The sequence below is a fragment of the Acidovorax sp. GW835-FHT14G06 genome (genome assembly GCF_058793595.1).
The window spans coordinates 41,014-57,009 of sequence record NZ_JBXAGA010000013.1; the positions used below are offsets into that span (position 1 = coordinate 41,014).

The following is a 15,996-nucleotide window of genomic DNA, read 5'->3' on the forward strand; positions in this document are numbered from 1 at the left end:
TGTCTCCTCGATGCGGAAAGCGAACATTCTAGGAAGCTGCAGCACGCCGGGCCCACCACAAGCCTCCCACCTGGTTCACCACCAGCCCGCAGAGCACTGCGGCTGCGCCCAACCACTGCAGAGGCGCCGGGGTTTCACCCAGAAAGGCATAGGCCGCCCACAGCCCCACCACCGGCACCAGCAGCGAAAACGGCGTGACCCGCCCCGCTGCATGGCGTTGCAACAGCTGCGTCCACAGCGTGTAGGCCAGCAGCGTTGCCAAAAAGGCCAGGTAGGCCACGGCCAGCAACCCGGTGCCGTTCAAAGACTGCAGCTGTGCCCAGACGGCGGTGGAGCCCTCGCTCCACAACGCCAGCGCAAAAAACGGCCCGATGGGCACCACGCTGCTCCACACGATGAAGGGAAACGGCGCATACGCCCCGGCCTGTGCCGCGCGGCGCGCCACCAGATTGGACACCGCCCACATGAATGCGGCGCCGAGGGTGAGCACAAACCCCGCCAGCGTCATCTGGCCCGGCCCCTCACCATGCGCGAGGCCGATGGTCATCAAACCGCCGAACGCCAGCAACAAGCCCCCCCACTGCCAGGGCTTGGCACGCTCTCCCAGCAATGGCGCGGCCAGCAGCAAAGTGAAGAACGCCTGGGTCTGCATCACCACCGACGCCATGCCCGCCGTCATCCCCAGCTGCAGCCCCAGAAACAGAAAGCCGAATTGCCCCAGCCCCTGCGCCATCCCGTAGCCCACCACAAAGCGCCAAGGCAAAACCGGGCGCGGTACGAAGAGCAAGAAGGGCAGCGATGCCGCCGTAAAGCGCAGCGCGCCCAGCAGCATGGGACTCAGGCCCTGCAGGCCGAGCTTCATCACCACAAAGTTCAGCCCCCAGATGACCACCACCGCCAGGGCACGCAACAGGTCGCCACGGCTCAAGGCCGCTGGCGTACTCATGCGGCCTCCACGGACACGCCCGCAGCTACGGGGCGGCCCTGCCGCGCCCGGGCAGCGACGAAGGCCTCAAACGCCTGCGCGCTGGTCTTGCCCGGCACATAGCCCAGTACTTCCTTGAGCGCGGTATTCAGCAGCACCGGCCGGTAGCGCAGAAAGTCGAGCTGCTCAGGGCCATAGCGGCTCATCCCCAGCGCGGAGCCCACGGCCAGTGCGGTGCGCAGCAACCCGGCAGGCAGCTCCAGCACAGGCTTGCCCAGGCGCTGGGCGATCTCGCGCAGGGGCAAGGCGCCGTCACCGGCCAGGTTGAAGCACCCGGCGCGCTGCATGCGCAGCGCATGCAGGATGGCGCCGGTCACGTCGTCGTCCCAGATAAAAACAAAGGGACTGGCACTGCCCCGGATGGCCAGCAGGCGCGGTTTTTCAAAGAGCGCGGTGATCTGGTTGTCCACCCGTTCGCCCAGGATGGTGCCGATGCGCAGCACCGTCTGCGCCAGCGCCGGGTGCCGCATGCGGTACTGCGCCAGCATCTCCTCCACCAGCCGCTTGTGGTGCGAATAGGCAAAAACCTCGTTGCCCCGCAGAGCATCCGTCTCGCGCAGCCACGCGGGGTGGTCGGCGTGGTAGCCATAGGCCGCGCCACTGGAGCTGACGACGAGCTGCTTCACGCCGGTGGCCACACAGGCATCCAGCACGTTCTGGCTGCCCAGCACGTCCACCGAATATTCGAACTCGCGGCTGGAACCCTTGCCGGGGGTGACGATGGACGCCAGGTGCACCACGCTGTCGATGGCGGTGTCTGCCAGCGTCTGCGCCAGACCGGGGTCGCGCACGTCTTGGACCCGATAGGTCACACCGGGCAGGCGGCGCTCGGCGGGCACATCGCGCACATCGGTCGCCACAATGGTCCCGACCCCTTCACGCGCCAGTGCAGCCACCACGCTGCGGCCCAGAAAACCGTCGGCGCCTGTGACCAGAATGCGGCGGCTTATCCACCCCATGCCGGTCATGTGCGCTGCTCCTTGCGGGCATCGGCCGCCGGTAGTTCGGCGGGCCGGCGCCCCCACCAGCCTGCCAGCGCCAGCCCCGCGATGATGTCCCAGAAGCCCCAGACACCCGCCACCACGGCCATGCCCCCCAGCCCGCCAAAGAAGCTGAAGATCAGCACCAGACCCAGCCCTGCGTTGCGGATACCCACCTCGATGCTCACCGCGCGCCGGTCGTAGTCCGGCAAGCCACTGAGCCTTGCGCAGGCGTAGCCGGTGCCAAAGGCCAGCGCATCGTGCAGCGCCACGGCCAGCAGCACCAGGCCCACGTAGTCGAGGAAATAGCGCCAGTTGCCCGCCACCGCGCCCACGATGAAACCGATGAGACACAGAAAGCTGAGGATGCGTACGGGCTTGTTCACGCGCTGCGTGAAGCGCGGCAGCTTTTCTGCGCACAGGATGCCCAGTACAAAGGGCAGCCCGATGATCACCACTATGTGCCCAGCCATCTCCAGGGGGTCGAGCGCAATGCTGCGCAGCAGCGTCGCCGCCGTGGGGTGCATGCCCCCCCAGAAGGCGAAATTGAGCGGCATGAGCACGATGGCCAGCGCATTCGAGATGGCCGTCATCGACACTGAGAGCGCCACATTGCCCCCGGCCCGGTGCGTGAGGATGTTGCTCACATTGCCCGGCGGACAGCAGGCCACCAGGATCATGCCCAGCGCAATGCTGGGGCCAGGCTTTAGCAGCAGCGTGAGCCCGAAGGTCACCGCAGGCAGCACGATGAACTGAGCGGCAATGCCCACCGCCATGGCGCCAGGCATGCGCAGCACGCGCTTGAAGTCCGCTACGCGCGTGTCAAGCGCAATGCCGAACATGAGGAAACCCAGCACCACGTTGAGCACCACGAGCGATGCAGGGTTGAAGTTCAGGCGTATTTCGTCGACGGGCAGCATGGCGTCGGTCCTTTCAGGCCAGGCCAGCTGAGGCTGCGCGCACGGCGTTGCGGTAGGTGTCTTTGTGCACGTAGTACGCCATGCGTTCGAGCTTCAGGTATTTGAAGCCGCCCGACAGGTCAGGCTGCGGGCCGGCCTTGGCCTGACGCAGGGCCTCGGCGCGCGGCGAGCCCTCTGCCTGCGCCTTGAAGAAGCGCGCCACCAGCTCGGCCTGCTCATAGCGCCCCTGCCAGCCAATGCCACTGGCCTCGATCATGCCCATCACGGCCAGATTGTCGAAACGGGGCGACAGGATGTTGAGGTAAAGCTGCGGCGCCATGCCCTGCCAGTTGAGCAGGCTGTGGTCGATGAAGGGGTAATGCAGCTTGTAGCCCGTGGCGCAGAGCACCAGGTCGTAGTCCTGCGCGCTGCCGTCCTTGAAGCGCACCGTATGGCCCTCGAAACGCGCAATGTCGGGCCTGACGTGGATGTCGCCGTGGCCCAGGTGGTGCAGCACCAGCGAGTTCACTACCGGGTGCGACTCGTACATCTTGTAGTCGGGCTTGGGCAGGCCAAAGCGCACAGGGTCGCCGGTGAACCACTGCAACACAACGCTGTCGACCTTTTGCTTGAGCCAGGGCGGCATCTTGAACTTTCCCCCCAGCGTATCGGCCGGCTTTCCGAACACGTACTTGGGCACGAAGTAGTAGCCGCGCCGCACCGAGATGTCCACGCTGCGCGCGTAGTGCACCGCATCCACCGCAATGTCGCAGCCCGAGTTGCCCGCGCCCACCACCAGCACGCGTTTGCCCTTGAACAGCTCGGCACTTTTGTAGGCACTGGTGTGCAACAGCTCGCCGTCAAACTGGCCCTCGAAGCGGGGCATGTTGGGCTCTGCCAGCGTGCCATTGGCAATCACCACGCCCTTGAACTCCGCCGTCTGTGCAGGGCCGCCGTGCTGCGTCCAGGTCACTCGCCAAAGCGGCGCGGCGCCCTCGCCCACCGGCTCGACCTTGAGCACGCGAGTGCCGAACCAGTAGTGCGGGCGCAGGCCGAAGTGCTCCGAAAAATCGAAGAAATACTGGCGCATGTCCCGGTGGCTCGGGTAGTCGGCCACGTCGGGGCGCATGGGAAACTCGGTGAACTCCGTGGTGTGCTTGCTGGAGATCAGGTGGGCCGACTCATAGACCGTGCTGCGCGGGTTGTCGATGTTCCACAGCCCACCTACATCGGTATGGGCCTCGAAGCCCTGGAAAGATATGCCGAGCTTCTGCAAATTGCGTGCAGCGGCCAGGCCACTCGGGCCCGCACCGATGAGTGCGATGCGGCTGCGCGTGTCCTCTGCTGCCAAAGGCATGGCGGTTTCTGTCTCCGGCGTCATTGTTGTTGTCGTCATTCGCTTTTTTCTCTTTCAGGGGTCGATCGTCTTGTCGACGGAAACGGGTAGACCGGGGATGGCCGTTGCCCCAGCCTCGCCCACGCGTGGCTTGCGCGGCTGACCCAGAAGCAGCCGGTCGTGCAGTGCTTCGGGCAACAGGTTCAGCAGGCGCGCCAGCCAACCGATGCGCGCAGGCAGCACGATGTGGGTGCGCCCCCGGGCCACCGCGGCCAGCAGGGCATGCGCTGCGTCCTCGGGCTCCATCAGGCCGGGCATGGCAAAGCGGTTACCGGCGGTCAGCGCGGTGCGCAGATAGCCGGGGCTGACCGTGCTGACCACGATGGAATCACTGCGCAGCTCGGCACGCAGACTCTCCAGGTAACGGATCAGCCCGCCCTTGCTCGCGCAATACGCCCCATTGCCGGGCATACCCCGCCAGCCCGCAATGCTGGCCACCCCCACCAGCGCGCCGCGCCGCTGAGCGCGCATGGCAGTCACAAAAGGCTGAAAGGTGGTGGCTGCGCCCAGCAGGTTGATCTCCAGCATGCGCCGCATCACGGCCAGGTCATCGGTCTGCGCCGTGTCAAAGCCCCCTGCCACCCCCGCGTTGGCGATGACGAGGTCGGGCGTTCCCCGGCTGCCCATCCAGTCCGCGGCCATTGCCTGCATGGCGGCGGTGTCCGCCACGTCGGGGGTATAGACAGCGCAACGTTCTGGCGCCAGCGCCGCCAGTGCTTGCAGCACGGGTGTGTCCAGGCCTACCAACGCCACGGCAGCACCCTTGCCGATCAGCTCGCGCGCCAGCGCCTGGCCCAGTCCGCCACAGGCGCCAGTGAGAACTACGTTCTGGAATGAGACGGTCATGAAGCTCCCGGTGAATTGGGTTTGCAGCTTAGCCACAATGCTGAATAATCCCGAAATGTTTTATGAATTCGTCTCGAATTCCGAGATTTATGAACAGCACACCGCCCAGCCTGCGCTTGTTTGAATTGCTGGAGACGATGTGCGCCCAGGGCCAGCCCTTCAGCCTGGCCGACGCCATCGAGGCCACCGGTTGGCCCAAACCCAGCGTGCACCGCATGCTGGGCCAGTTGGAGGCCGGCGGCCTGCTGGCGCGCGAGCCAGACGGTCGACGCTATACGCCCGCTCCGCGCCTGCTCCACCTGGCCGAGAGCACACTGAGCGCTGGCACCCAGCATGGGGTGCGCCACGCCGTGCTGCGCCAGCTGGTGGCGGACATTGGCGAGAGCTGCAACCTGACTGCGTTGAGTGGCGCCGAAGTGATCTACCTGGACCGGGTGGAGTCGGCCTTTCCGCTGCGTATGGAACTGCGGCCCGGCACCCGTGTGCCTATCCACTGCTCGGCCAGCGGCAAGCTGTTTCTGGCCCACCTGTCCGCCGCGCGCAGGGCAGCCATCCTCGACGGCCTGCCCCTCACCCGCCACACGTCCACCACACTGACCGACCGCGCCGCACTGGAGGCTGAGCTCGAGCAGATCCTGAGGCAAGGCTATGCCACCGACGCCGAGGAATTTGTGGACGGCCTCGTCTGCGTGGCCGTGCCCGTGATGGCGGGGGGGCGGCGACAGGTGCGCAGCGCCGTGGCATTGCAGGCGCCCTCTGCCCGCATGCCGCTGGCTCGGGCCCTGCAACTGGTGCCCCGCCTGGGGGAGTCCGCACAGGCCCTGGGCCGCACCTGGGCTTGAACCATGAACACCCGGCACTTCAAGAACCCGGCGCTTGCCGATAGCACGAGCTATCGTGCCGCCCACCCTACCTTGCATCCCCTCCCGGCAAGGTACTTGTGCGACCCCGAAAAGATCTTGAACAGGTTCTCAAAGCCCACTCTCACCATGCAATTGAACTACCTCGACTTTGAATACAGCGAAGACGCCGACGGCAACGGCACATTGGATGCCATGGCCAGCGCATTGCCCCCGCAGCTGCCAGCGTTACAGGGCGAGATCACGGGCGTATTGGCCTGGGCGCATGCGCATTGGCCGGGCACCTGCGCGCCGCTGGAAGATGGCGGCAGCTGGCACTTCGACCTGCAAGGCGTGCAGGAAGTCCAAAGCCCGCTGGACCTGGCGTTTGATGAAGCCACCGGGCAGCTGCGCGTGGCGGTGGGCAACACGGCACCGCCGCGCACGACCCTGACGCTCACCCTCAGCGGGAGCAACGACTTTTGCGCCGCCCTGCGCGAAGCCTTCGACATGGGTTGAAACGCGGCTGGCGATCCTGGCAGAACTCCGCAAAAGCCTTGAAAGAGACACCCTGCGCAGACACTGGTCAAGGGTTAACCCCAGTTAGCGGCAAAAGGCCCCACGTTGCAAACAGGTTAGCGCGCTGGGCTGCGCTTTCGCTGGGCATATCGTTACAGTTGCGACTCATTAGTTCAACCCGAGACTGGAGAGTTTCATGCTGTCACGCCGTCACTTCCTGGGCGCAAGCCTGGCCACCACCGTTTACGCTGCGGGATCGTTTGTTCCCGTGTGGGCGCAGAACGCACCCAATTTCGGTACGCCCACCCTGCCCAGCCCAGGCTTCCGTCGCATGAAGGTGGGGGATGTGGAAGTGATCGCCCTGAACGACGGCATCACGCGCCGCCCTTTGGGGGAAGAATTTGTGAAGAACGCACCGCTGGCCGAAGTGCGTGCGCTGCTCGCGTCGCAGGGCCTGCCGACCGAGTACATCGACGTGCCTTACACCCCCTTCCTGGTGGTGGCGGGCGCACGCAAGATCCTCATCGATACCGGCCTGGGCGAGTTTGGTGGCGCAACGACCGGCAAGCTGCTGGATAGCCTGCGTGCGGCAGGCATGCAGGCTTCCGACATCGACACCGTACTCATCAGCCACTACCACGGCGACCACATCAATGGCATTCGCAACAAGGCGGGTGAGCTGGTGTTCCCGAAGGCCAAGGTGATGGTGCCTGCTGCCGAACATGCCTTCTGGATGGACGATGCGCGCATGGCCGCAGCCCCCGCCGGCATGAAGGGCGCGTTTGACAACGTGCGCCGCACCTTTGCCACCATGCCGGCCGACACGCTGGTGCAGTTTGCAGCGGGCGCTGAAGTGGCACCGGGCATCCAGTCGGTGGCTGCTTACGGCCATACGCCCGGCCACACGTTGTTCGAGCTGAAGTCTGCAGGCCAGAACTTCTTCTATGTGGCAGACCTGACCAACGTTCCCGCCCTGTTCGCCCGCAACCCCGATTGGGCCGTGACTTTTGACATGGATGCAGAGGCAGCCCGCAAGGTACGCCGCGAGGTGTTCCAGCGCATCACCGCCAGCAACGCCATGCTGGGCGGCTTCCACTTCCCCTTCCCTGCGTTTGGCCGCGTTGCGGCGGCGGGCAACGGCTATGCCTTCCAGCCTGCCGCCTGATACCGAGGCTGCTGCGGGTACTGCGGCGACCACAGGCACGCGCGTCACACGGCGCACCCTGCTGGGCAGGGGCGCGGCGGGCGCACTGGGCAGCGGCTTGGCCCTCACAGCCCTACAGACCTGGGCGGCCCAGGATGCTGGTACCGAGGCCTTGCTGCGCCAAGGCGGGGTGGTGGCGTTGTTTCGCCACGCGCTGGCCCCCGGCACTTTCGATCCGCCGGGGTTTCGCCTTGGCGACTGCAGCACCCAGCGCAACCTGAACGATGAAGGCCGGGCCCAGGCCCGGCGCATCGGTGAGTGGTTCCAGGCGCGGCAACTGCAGCCGGAGAAGGTGCTCTCAAGCCCCTGGTGCCGCTGCATCGACAGTGCCACCCTGGCCTTTGGTGCGCCGCAGGTGTGGGCTGCTCTGGGCTCGCCCAGGGGTTACTCCGAGACCACGGGTGAGAGCCACCTGCGCGAGCTGCGCCAGGCGCTGGCTGGGGCGTCTGCGCGCAATGGCCGGTTTGAAGTGTGGTTCAGCCACATGTTTGTGCAGTCTGATCTGGCACGCGACAGCACCAGCTCGGGCGAGGCGCTGATACTGCGCGCCCCTCGAGCCGGCGAGTTGCAGGTGTTGGCCAAACTATCAGTGACGGGCTGAGCCCGACTGGGGCCTTCGGCCTACACGCGGGCGATGCACCGGGGCGTATCCTGAAGGTTCTTTGCCCTGCCGGATACCCCGGCGCGGCGCACACCCAGGAGCTGCAGATGACACCGTCCCACACACTGGGTAAGCCCGCGCCTTGCGGGCACTGCCGCTGAGAACTGCCATGGCATTCCTCTCCAGCGCCCCTCGCCTCACTACCGCGTCCAACGAGCCAGCGCAATGGCCTGCGAACGCCGGCGCACCGTCAGCACAGACCATCCCCGGCAGCCAGCGTGGTGTTCGCATGGAGCTGCAGATCGACCTGCGCTATGAGATCGACAGCTATGGCGCCGATTTCGTGTTCAACATCCACGCCGCACAAACACCCCACCAGATCGTCCACAACGAGCGCCTGGTGCTCAGCCAGGACATTCCTCACCAGATCCACACCGATCCGGCCACGGGCAACCGCTATCTGCGCCTGCATGGCGAGCCTGGCACGCTGGCGCTGACCTACAGCGCCACGGTGGACATCCGCCACCACCGCACCGATCCCACCGAGCTGGCCGAGGTGCCTGTGCGACACCTGCCGCCGCATGTGATGGGCTACATCTACCCCAGCCGCTATTGCCAGTCCGACCGCCTGCTGCGGCTGGCGCTGAACGAGTTTGGCGCCTTGTGGCAGGGCCACAGCCGCGTGCAGGCGATCCGCGACTGGGTGAACCGGCATGTGGCGTTCACGTCCAACACCTCCAACTCCAACACCTCGGCTGTCGATACGCTGGTGGAACAGGTGGGGGTGTGCCGCGATTTCGCCCACCTGATGATTGCACTGTGCCGTGCGGTGAACATTCCGGCCCGCTTTACCACGGGCACAGACTACGGCGCCGACCCTGCACTGGGCCCGCCGGACTTTCATGCCTATGTGGAGGTGTACCTGGGCGACCGGTGGTATCTGTTCGACCCCTCAGGCACGGCCATCCCCATGGGGCTGCTGCGTTTTGGCACCGGCCGTGATGCCGCCGACGTGGCATTTGCCACCATCTTTGGCGGGGTGCGCGCACAGCCTCCCACCATCCACACCCTTGCGGTCGAAGACCCCACCCAGGGGTGGGTGCTGCCCTACCACTGTGCCGAGGCACTGTCCACCGACCAGGGTACGTCGTACGGGGCCCGCTTCGTCGCGCAATAGGGATTTTGCACTCCCTCTGCCACCACAACAAGACCTTAGAAAGGCCTGCTGGCCGCCCCTGATTGCGGCTGTGGCCTAATATGCCCCTTTTCTCCACTTTCTCAGAGACCTACCATGGGCAACAAGATCGTCACCGAAGCAGACCGCAAGCGCACCCCCCAACCCAAGCCGTTGCCCGGTGTGACGCTGAACACCCCCGGCCGTGGCCAGCGCGTGAGCCTGGAGCGTGGCGTCGCCACGCGCAGCAAGAAGAACCCTGGCAAGCGTTCGCGCAAGGGCGGCTGATCAGTCCTCCGGGGGCGCTGCGGCGCCCCGCCAGCATCCACAAAAAAGCCCTCGTCAGAGGGCTTTTTTGTGGGCGGTGCACCGCTTACTCCAACGGTGCAGGCATGGTTTCCACCTGTCCTCTGGCGGGCAGGACGATGTGAAATGCCGCACCGCTGGCCGGAACGTTCTCAGCAAAGATCCGTCCACCCATGGCCTCGACGATCTTGCGGCAAATGGCCAGGCCCAGGCCCGTGCCGCCTGATCCATCCTTGGTTTTGCTGGACTGCACAAAGGCCTCAAATATGCTTTGCAGCTCTGACGGAGGGATGCCCGGGCCCTCGTCGCGCACCACCAGATGCGTCTGGCCCAGGGAATCCGCGTATCCTTCCAGCGTGATCGTGCTGCCAGGCGGGGAAAACTTGATGGCATTGGCCACCACGTTCCGGATCACCTGCTGAAAGCGCAGCGGGTCGGCCTTGGCCACCAGCGGAAGGTCGGGCATGCGCAAGTCCAACATCAGGTGGCTGCGTTCGAGCAAAGGCTCCAGCTCGCGGATCACCGGGCGCACCACGCCGCGCAGGTCGATACGCTCCATGTGGAAAGTGCCCACAGTGCTCTCCAGCTTGGAAACCTCCAACAGGTCGTTCACCAGCATAAGCATGCGCTGGCCCGCCGAATGGATGTCTTCAAACATGTCCGCCAGCTTGGGCTGCGCGCGACCACGCAGCATGCCCAGTTCGGCAAAGCCCAGAATGGACTGCAGCGGCGTGCGAAGCTCGTGGCTCATGTTGGCCACAAACTCCGACTTGGCACGAGACGCCTCTTCGGCCGCATCGCGTGCCTCCTGGGTAGCACGCTCTGCCTCGCGGAATTCGCTCACATCCATCAGGATGGTGAGCACACCTGTGACCTGGCCATGCTCATCGGCAATCGCCGCCTTGACCACGCGTGTGTCGCGGCGCGATCCGTCGCCATGGCGTATTTTGGCTTCGACCAGGGCACGCCCACCCCAGCGCAAGAGCTGTTTGTTCGCCGACAAGTGCACCTTGACCTCGTCCGGCGGCAGGCACTCGGCCACGGCATTACCCAGCACGGTGGAGCGCGCACGGCCCTTGTATTCTTCCCAGGCCTTGTTCACGCGCACGAACCGGTCCTGTGCGTCGGTTACAGAGATGGGCAGCGGGTTGGTCTCCAGCAGCAGGTCCTGGAAAGCGATCTGCGCCTGCAGCTGCTGCTGGGCCACCCAGCGCTGGGTCTCATCCACCGCGCTGCCTGCAAAACCGATCACACGCCCGGCAGCCACCAGGGGCACCACCGCCACCTGAAACATCATCTCCCTGCCCTCGGCAGAACGGGACACCACCTGGCATACCCGCACTCCATCCGGCGACCGGGAGTCGATGGCCCGGACCACATCGTTGCGGCTTTGTGGCTCTACCAGGTCGTGCAGGCGCTTGCCTATGGCGCGATCAGGCGCTGTGCCCGTCACCACCGTCCAATGCGCATTAACATAGGTGATAACGCCCTGGGCATCGGTGCGAAAAATCAGCTCCTGCACGCTGCGCATCAGCACAGACAGATCCCGCTCGTTGCGGGCAATGCGGGCCTGTGCCGCATCAATGGCCAGCCGAGCCAGATCACGGGTGCGCTGGCCCCGCCACACTGCAAAGGTCAGGCCCAGCACCAGGGCCACCACGGCCAGGCCAATACCGATCAGCGCGTGGGCATCTGCCAGCCAGCTCTGCACGGCAGCCCGGTACGAGGTCTCGACCACGACCACCAGCGGCATGGCAGATGAAGTTCGGAAGCTGACAATCTGCCGATCGCCCAGCACGCCTGCGCCCAAGTACGTCGCGTGCTCGTGCCTTGGCAGAAACTGGCTGAACACGGGGATGCTGTTCACTCGCGTACCTGTCAGCGCGGCCGCTGCGCCCGAGGTGGCCAGCACCTGGCCGTTGTACGAGGTCACCACCGAATCAAAAATCTCGGACTCCAGCGTCAGATGCTGAAAGTTGGACAGCGAATCGGGGTTGACCAGCGCCACCAGCACCAGCGTCTGCCCGGCTTCATTCCTGTAGCCGTGCATCACGGGGATGAAAGCCACGCCCGCAGGAACCGCCACCGCGGCGCCTCCAAGGCGCACACTTTGCAGGCTGCGGCCGGGTGTGAGGTCGCCCTGAACCATCCGCCCCACGGCAACCGGGGGGCCGAGCCTGGCCAAGTCCACAAAACTCTCGGTATCGCCGGGGAAGGTGCTTGCGACCACACGACCACCGGCATCCACCACGGCCAGTCCACGCAAAAATGGCAGCGCCGCCAATGACTGGCCCAGTGCATCTTGCATGCGCCGGGGCTCAGAGACCACAGCCGTGAGGGCTGTCGATGTGGCCAGCGACTCCAGGGCCAGCTCGGCCGTCTGCATGGTGCGCGTGGCCTGATCCTCCAGCACCCGGGCCAGCACGGCGGCATGGTTTTGGTGGCTGATGCGCACGGTGCGGAAGTCGTTTACGGCCAATGCGCTGACGGCCACCAGAGCCGCTAATGCCGACAGTCCTCCGGTGATGAGGACCAGATGGCTGGTTTGCAACACCCACGCACGTAGCTTCACCCAGACCAGAGGGAGCGGGAGACCCGCCATATCAGCGCACCACGACGGCGTTCAGGCCATTTTGGGAAGCAGCACGCTGCAGGCGGCCGTCGGCCTTGATGCGCGCCACGAAGGCCTCTACAGTGGCCAGCCAGGCGGTATCGCCACGTTTGACCGCATAGCCATAGGGCAGCACCGAGAACGGTTCGGGCGACTCGATGAGCCGGGCCCAGTCGGCGTTATCCATCAGACGTCGGCTGTAGGGGTAGTCGGTCATGAACACATCAATGCGCCCTGCTGTGAGTTCGCGCTCGCGGGTAGCGGGCAGCTGGATACGCACCAGGGTGGCCTGCTTGAGGCGCTGGGCCATGATGGGCTCCATGAACGTGCCCGCCTGTACACCCACCAGCACGCCCAGCTTGTCGATGTCGGCCCACTGTTTGACGACCGCATTGGTCTTGGTGGTGATGCCGTAGATGTCGCTGCGCATGTAGGGCTGGGTAAAAGCCAGTTTTTCCATGCGCTGGGGCAGCATGCCGATGGCAAACATGGCCACGTCACACCTGTCCTGGTTCAGGTCTTCGATAAGAGTGGGAAAGGACGAGTCCACGTACTCCACCTTGGCCTTGAGGTCGCGGGCCAGCTCGACAGACAGGTCAATGTCGATGCCCACCATCTGCTGCGTACGCGGGTGGCGATAGGTCACGCCATAGTAGTCGGGCCACACACACACGCGCAACACCGACTGGCTCTGTACCCGGTCGGCCACGGGCCCAGCCTGCGCACCGGTGGCATGGGCGACCAGCGCAATACTGACGGCAGTCAACACCCAGTGCTTCAGCCACTTCGTCGTTTTCGTCATGAGAAATCCTTGGATCAACAAAAGCTGCCAGTGCTGCGGGGGCCGCCACACAGCGGTTGGTAGAAAGAGGCGTCAGGGGGCGTCGATCAGTGCATCAAAAGAAGGGCATTCCTGCGTGATCTTGCACCGCAGCGCATCGATGGCCTCAGCATGTTCCAAAAATGTGTCCACGATCACCGGGTCAAAAGCGCGTCCGCGCTCAGCAGCCAGCATCTCCAGCGCCACCGGCACCGCAAAGGCGGGACGGTACACCCGGTCCATGGTCAGCGCGTCAAAAAAATCCACCACTGCCGTGATGCGGCCCGACAGAGGAATCGCATCGCCAGACAGCCCAGCAGGGTAGCCCTGGCCGTCGTAACGCTCGTGGTGCGTGAGCGCCACCTCGGCCGCCATGCGAAACACCGGTATGTTCGATCGCCCCAGTATCTCGGCGCCCATGGCAGCGTGGCAGTTCATGGTCTGCCGCTCTTCGGGGGTGAGCTTGCCGGGCTTTTTGAGCACGCTGTCTGGTGTGCCAATCTTGCCGATGTCATGCATCGGTGCAGCCTTGCGCAGAATGCGCGCATAGCCTGCGGTTTGCCCCAGGGCCAGAGCCAGGGCCTCCGCCAGGTAGCCAATGCGCACGATATGCACGCCGGTGTCGTCGTCCTTGAGGTCAGCCGCTGCCGACAAGTGCAGCAATGCCGCATGGTGTGCGCGGGTGACCTCGCGCAGGGCTTCGTTGCGCTCTCGGTACATGCGCCCGAAGTCGCGCACAAACCGCTCCATCTGCGCCGCCGCTGCCTCGTCAAAGCAGCGAGTGTCCGTGAATGCCAGGGGCGCAGGCTCCAGAGATGACAGTGAGGTCACTGCGATGCCTCCATGCGGTAGATGGTTTCCAGTACCTGCAGGGTGCTGAAGGGCTTCATCAGGTAGTCGTCGACCCCCGCAGCAAAGCCCGCCTCCTTGTCGCTGGACTGCACCCGGGCCGTCAGCATGATCACCTTGGTGTGGCGCATGCCAGGGTCGGACTTGATGCGGCGGCACACGTCCAGGCCGTTCAGGGTGCCAGGCATCATCACATCGAGCAGCACGATGTCGGGCTGTAGCTCGCAGGCCAGTAGCCAGCCAGCATCGCCCGTGGCAGCTTCGTGGATCTCGAAGTCATCAAACTCCAGCGTCATCTTGAGCAGTTTGCGGATATCGATGTGGTCTTCGACGATGAGGATTTTTTTCATGACGGTAGCTGTTTGAGGCCTGGAGGCAGCTGACAAATACAAAAAAATCGTTCTAAGGAGATTTTTTTGCTGTTGCATGAATCATATCAATCATTTTTATCAAATGCAAGCCTGAAGGAAATAAAATTGGGAGAAAATGCGCGATCTATGCAATCTGACAATTCCCACGCGGAGCACGCCATGGCCGACCACTACACCACGCTGGAAGTCGCCAAAATGCTGGGCATGGCCGTGCGGTCGGTCCAGCTGATGGTGGACCGCAACGAACTGGAGGCCTGGAAGACGCCAGGCGGACACCGCCGCATCTCCCGCGCATCGGTGGAACGGTGGATGACCGCCCATGGCGCAGGTGGTGCACCCCAGGCACTGGCCGCCGGCACCCCGGTGACCACCCGACCGCCCCTGGCCACGCCGGTAGCTCCAGCCAAGGGGCGTGCCCCCAAAATCCTGCTGATCGAGGATTCGATCCACTTCCAGAACCTTGTGGGTCTCATCGTGCAGCAGCACTTTCCGGGCGCTCAACTACACGTAGCCAACGATGGCATCACCGGTCTGGCGCTGTATGGACAGACACAGCCCGAGGTACTGATCGTGGACATCCTGCTGCCGGGCATCGATGGCGCCACCCTCATCACCACGCTGCGCTCGCACCCCCAGTTTTCGCGCAGCCACCTCATCGTGGTCACCTCGCTCGACGAACAGCAGCGCGAACCCTACGCTTTTGCCTTGCAGGGCGTGAAGGTGATCCACAAACCCCGGCTGGTGGCCGAGCTACCCAGCGCGCTGGCCGCCTGTATTCCCCAGGCCCAGGTGCCCGCATGAGCCCCCCCAAGGTCCTGCTGGTCGAAGACGACAGCTCCATCGCGCGCTTTGTGCAGATGGCACTGGAAGAACTGCCCATCGAGCTGGTGACCTGCACCAACGTACCCGACGCCATGCATGCGCTGCACGCGGGGGGTGTGGAACTCATCATCACCGACCTCATGCTGCCGGGCGAGTCTGGCATTGACCTGGTACAGCGGCTGCTGCAGGAGCCTGTCCACAAACGCCGCACTCCGGTGGCGGTGTTCAGCGCAGGCCTGACGCCGCCGGTGCGCGAGCAACTGCAGGCCATGAAGGTGTGGCGCATGGTGTCCAAACCTGCGTCGGTGGCAGAACTGGAGGCCTGCGTGACCGATGCGCTGGCACTGGCGACCGAGCCCCCCGCCAATGCACCTGCAGCAGCTGCAACGCTCGCCAATGAAGCGGCTGACGACGAGGCGCAGGCCATTGCCACTCACTTTGCTGGCGACGAGTTTCTGTTCAAGGCCTACCGAGCCAGCTGCCTGCAGCAGTTCCCTACCGACGTGCGGCAAGGTGACGCGGCCAGTGCAGCGCAAGACTGGCCTGCGCTGCGCCGTCTGGCACACAGCCTAGCCACCGTGCTGCTCACCCTGGGCCACCCGGCCCAAAGCGTGCGCGCCCGCCAGTTGGAAAACGCAGCCGCCGAGTCTGCTGCCGAGGCCTGCCAGGAGCATTGGCGCCTGCTGCGGGCGTTCCTGCTGCAGCTCTGATCCGGCGCCAGCGGCGCGGCAGGCCGGACCCTTGGCCTCGCTGATGCCCGATAGCAGGCGATCT

The 15,996-nt window shown here is 64.9% G+C and carries 17 protein-coding genes; 8 read left to right on the top strand and 9 right to left on the bottom strand.

Annotated features, from left to right (window positions below; all coding sequences use genetic code 11):
* Positions 1-28 precede the first annotated feature (28 nt).
* Genes AC1Q64_RS20700 through AC1Q64_RS20720 form a run of 5 tightly spaced genes read right to left on the bottom strand, consistent with a single transcriptional unit; the run spans position 29 to position 5,106 of the window.
* On the bottom strand, positions 29-946 hold the full coding sequence (locus tag AC1Q64_RS20700; protein WP_492252641.1) for an EamA family transporter: 918 nt from the start codon (positions 944-946) through the stop codon (positions 29-31).
* The gene (locus AC1Q64_RS20705; RefSeq protein ID WP_492252642.1) at positions 943-1,953 is read right to left on the bottom strand and encodes an SDR family oxidoreductase; all 1,011 of its coding nucleotides are present in this window, start codon (positions 1,951-1,953) and stop codon (positions 943-945) included. Before AC1Q64_RS20705 ends, AC1Q64_RS20700 begins: the two co-directional genes overlap by 4 nt.
* Positions 1,950-2,885 (bottom strand): bile acid:sodium symporter family protein, encoded by a 936-nt coding sequence (locus AC1Q64_RS20710; RefSeq protein WP_492252643.1) that lies wholly within the window; start codon positions 2,883-2,885, stop codon positions 1,950-1,952. The genes AC1Q64_RS20705 and AC1Q64_RS20710 overlap by 4 nt, the downstream gene beginning before the upstream one ends.
* A gap of 13 nt (positions 2,886-2,898) precedes the next feature.
* The gene (locus AC1Q64_RS20715; protein ID WP_492252644.1) at positions 2,899-4,260 is read right to left on the bottom strand and encodes a flavin-containing monooxygenase; all 1,362 of its coding nucleotides are present in this window, start codon (positions 4,258-4,260) and stop codon (positions 2,899-2,901) included.
* A 15-nt stretch (positions 4,261-4,275) separates the two neighbouring features.
* The gene (locus tag AC1Q64_RS20720) at positions 4,276-5,106 is read right to left on the bottom strand and encodes an SDR family oxidoreductase (protein ID WP_291433874.1); all 831 of its coding nucleotides are present in this window, start codon (positions 5,104-5,106) and stop codon (positions 4,276-4,278) included.
* Between the two features lie 89 nt (positions 5,107-5,195).
* Between AC1Q64_RS20720 and AC1Q64_RS20725 the strand changes: the two genes are divergently transcribed.
* The 6 genes from AC1Q64_RS20725 to AC1Q64_RS20750 all read left to right on the top strand — a co-directional run bounded on the left by AC1Q64_RS20725 (position 5,196) and on the right by AC1Q64_RS20750 (position 9,731).
* Entirely contained in the window at positions 5,196-5,948 is a 753-nt protein-coding gene (locus tag AC1Q64_RS20725) for an IclR family transcriptional regulator (protein ID WP_492252645.1), read from the top strand.
* 147 nt (positions 5,949-6,095) lie between these two features.
* Complete coding sequence (locus tag AC1Q64_RS20730; protein WP_492252646.1) at positions 6,096-6,464, top strand: hypothetical protein; 369 nt, start codon at positions 6,096-6,098, stop codon at positions 6,462-6,464.
* Positions 6,465-6,660: 196 nt separating this feature from the next.
* Positions 6,661-7,629 (top strand): MBL fold metallo-hydrolase, encoded by a 969-nt coding sequence (locus AC1Q64_RS20735; protein WP_492252647.1) that lies wholly within the window; start codon positions 6,661-6,663, stop codon positions 7,627-7,629.
* Positions 7,607-8,269 carry a histidine phosphatase family protein gene (locus AC1Q64_RS20740; protein ID WP_492252648.1) on the top strand — a complete coding sequence of 221 codons (663 nt, stop codon included), beginning with the start codon at positions 7,607-7,609 and terminating at the stop codon, positions 8,267-8,269. The genes AC1Q64_RS20735 and AC1Q64_RS20740 overlap by 23 nt, the downstream gene beginning before the upstream one ends.
* A gap of 289 nt (positions 8,270-8,558) precedes the next feature.
* Entirely contained in the window at positions 8,559-9,446 is an 888-nt protein-coding gene (locus AC1Q64_RS20745; protein WP_492252737.1) for a transglutaminase-like domain-containing protein, read from the top strand.
* A 114-nt stretch (positions 9,447-9,560) separates the two neighbouring features.
* Positions 9,561-9,731 carry a hypothetical protein gene (locus AC1Q64_RS20750; protein ID WP_015015224.1) on the top strand — a complete coding sequence of 57 codons (171 nt, stop codon included), beginning with the start codon at positions 9,561-9,563 and terminating at the stop codon, positions 9,729-9,731.
* A gap of 85 nt (positions 9,732-9,816) precedes the next feature.
* Here the strand turns inward: AC1Q64_RS20750 and AC1Q64_RS20755 are convergent, their stop codons facing one another.
* From AC1Q64_RS20755 to AC1Q64_RS20770, 4 genes are all read right to left on the bottom strand, one after another.
* On the bottom strand, positions 9,817-12,303 hold the full coding sequence (locus AC1Q64_RS20755) for a sensor histidine kinase (protein ID WP_492252738.1): 2,487 nt from the start codon (positions 12,301-12,303) through the stop codon (positions 9,817-9,819).
* 49 nt (positions 12,304-12,352) lie between these two features.
* Positions 12,353-13,162, bottom strand: coding sequence for an ABC transporter substrate-binding protein (locus tag AC1Q64_RS20760; RefSeq protein ID WP_492252649.1), 810 nt, complete (start codon positions 13,160-13,162; stop codon positions 12,353-12,355).
* Between the two features lie 72 nt (positions 13,163-13,234).
* The gene (locus AC1Q64_RS20765) at positions 13,235-14,011 is read right to left on the bottom strand and encodes an HD-GYP domain-containing protein (protein WP_492252650.1); all 777 of its coding nucleotides are present in this window, start codon (positions 14,009-14,011) and stop codon (positions 13,235-13,237) included.
* Positions 14,008-14,379: a response regulator transcription factor gene (locus AC1Q64_RS20770; RefSeq protein WP_291433887.1), complete on the bottom strand. Its 372-nt coding sequence runs from the start codon at positions 14,377-14,379 to the stop codon at positions 14,008-14,010. Before AC1Q64_RS20770 ends, AC1Q64_RS20765 begins: the two co-directional genes overlap by 4 nt.
* A gap of 180 nt (positions 14,380-14,559) precedes the next feature.
* Between AC1Q64_RS20770 and AC1Q64_RS20775 the strand changes: the two genes are divergently transcribed.
* Positions 14,560-15,201 carry a response regulator gene (locus AC1Q64_RS20775; protein WP_291433889.1) on the top strand — a complete coding sequence of 214 codons (642 nt, stop codon included), beginning with the start codon at positions 14,560-14,562 and terminating at the stop codon, positions 15,199-15,201.
* Positions 15,198-15,932, top strand: coding sequence for a response regulator (locus AC1Q64_RS20780; RefSeq protein WP_492252651.1), 735 nt, complete (start codon positions 15,198-15,200; stop codon positions 15,930-15,932). The genes AC1Q64_RS20775 and AC1Q64_RS20780 overlap by 4 nt, the downstream gene beginning before the upstream one ends.
* Positions 15,933-15,996: the final 64 nt, after the last annotated feature.

Excerpts from the sequence above, each read along its gene's own strand:
- AC1Q64_RS20700 (WP_492252641.1), bottom strand. The coding sequence starts at position 946 with ATGAGTACGCCAGCGGCCTTGAGCCGTGGCGACCTGTTGCGTGCCCTG.
- AC1Q64_RS20705 (WP_492252642.1), bottom strand. The coding sequence starts at position 1,953 with ATGACCGGCATGGGGTGGATAAGCCGCCGCATTCTGGTCACAGGCGCC.
- AC1Q64_RS20710 (WP_492252643.1), bottom strand. The coding sequence starts at position 2,885 with ATGCTGCCCGTCGACGAAATACGCCTGAACTTCAACCCTGCATCGCTC.
- AC1Q64_RS20715 (WP_492252644.1), bottom strand. The coding sequence starts at position 4,260 with ATGACGACAACAACAATGACGCCGGAGACAGAAACCGCCATGCCTTTG.
- AC1Q64_RS20720 (WP_291433874.1), bottom strand. The coding sequence starts at position 5,106 with ATGACCGTCTCATTCCAGAACGTAGTTCTCACTGGCGCCTGTGGCGGA.
- AC1Q64_RS20725 (WP_492252645.1), top strand. The coding sequence starts at position 5,196 with ATGAACAGCACACCGCCCAGCCTGCGCTTGTTTGAATTGCTGGAGACG.
- AC1Q64_RS20730 (WP_492252646.1), top strand. The coding sequence starts at position 6,096 with ATGCAATTGAACTACCTCGACTTTGAATACAGCGAAGACGCCGACGGC.
- AC1Q64_RS20735 (WP_492252647.1), top strand. The coding sequence starts at position 6,661 with ATGCTGTCACGCCGTCACTTCCTGGGCGCAAGCCTGGCCACCACCGTT.
- AC1Q64_RS20740 (WP_492252648.1), top strand. The coding sequence starts at position 7,607 with ATGCCTTCCAGCCTGCCGCCTGATACCGAGGCTGCTGCGGGTACTGCG.
- AC1Q64_RS20745 (WP_492252737.1), top strand. The coding sequence starts at position 8,559 with ATGGAGCTGCAGATCGACCTGCGCTATGAGATCGACAGCTATGGCGCC.
- AC1Q64_RS20750 (WP_015015224.1), top strand. The coding sequence starts at position 9,561 with ATGGGCAACAAGATCGTCACCGAAGCAGACCGCAAGCGCACCCCCCAA.
- AC1Q64_RS20760 (WP_492252649.1), bottom strand. The coding sequence starts at position 13,162 with ATGACGAAAACGACGAAGTGGCTGAAGCACTGGGTGTTGACTGCCGTC.
- AC1Q64_RS20770 (WP_291433887.1), bottom strand. The coding sequence starts at position 14,379 with ATGAAAAAAATCCTCATCGTCGAAGACCACATCGATATCCGCAAACTG.
- AC1Q64_RS20775 (WP_291433889.1), top strand. The coding sequence starts at position 14,560 with ATGGCCGACCACTACACCACGCTGGAAGTCGCCAAAATGCTGGGCATG.
- AC1Q64_RS20780 (WP_492252651.1), top strand. The coding sequence starts at position 15,198 with ATGAGCCCCCCCAAGGTCCTGCTGGTCGAAGACGACAGCTCCATCGCG.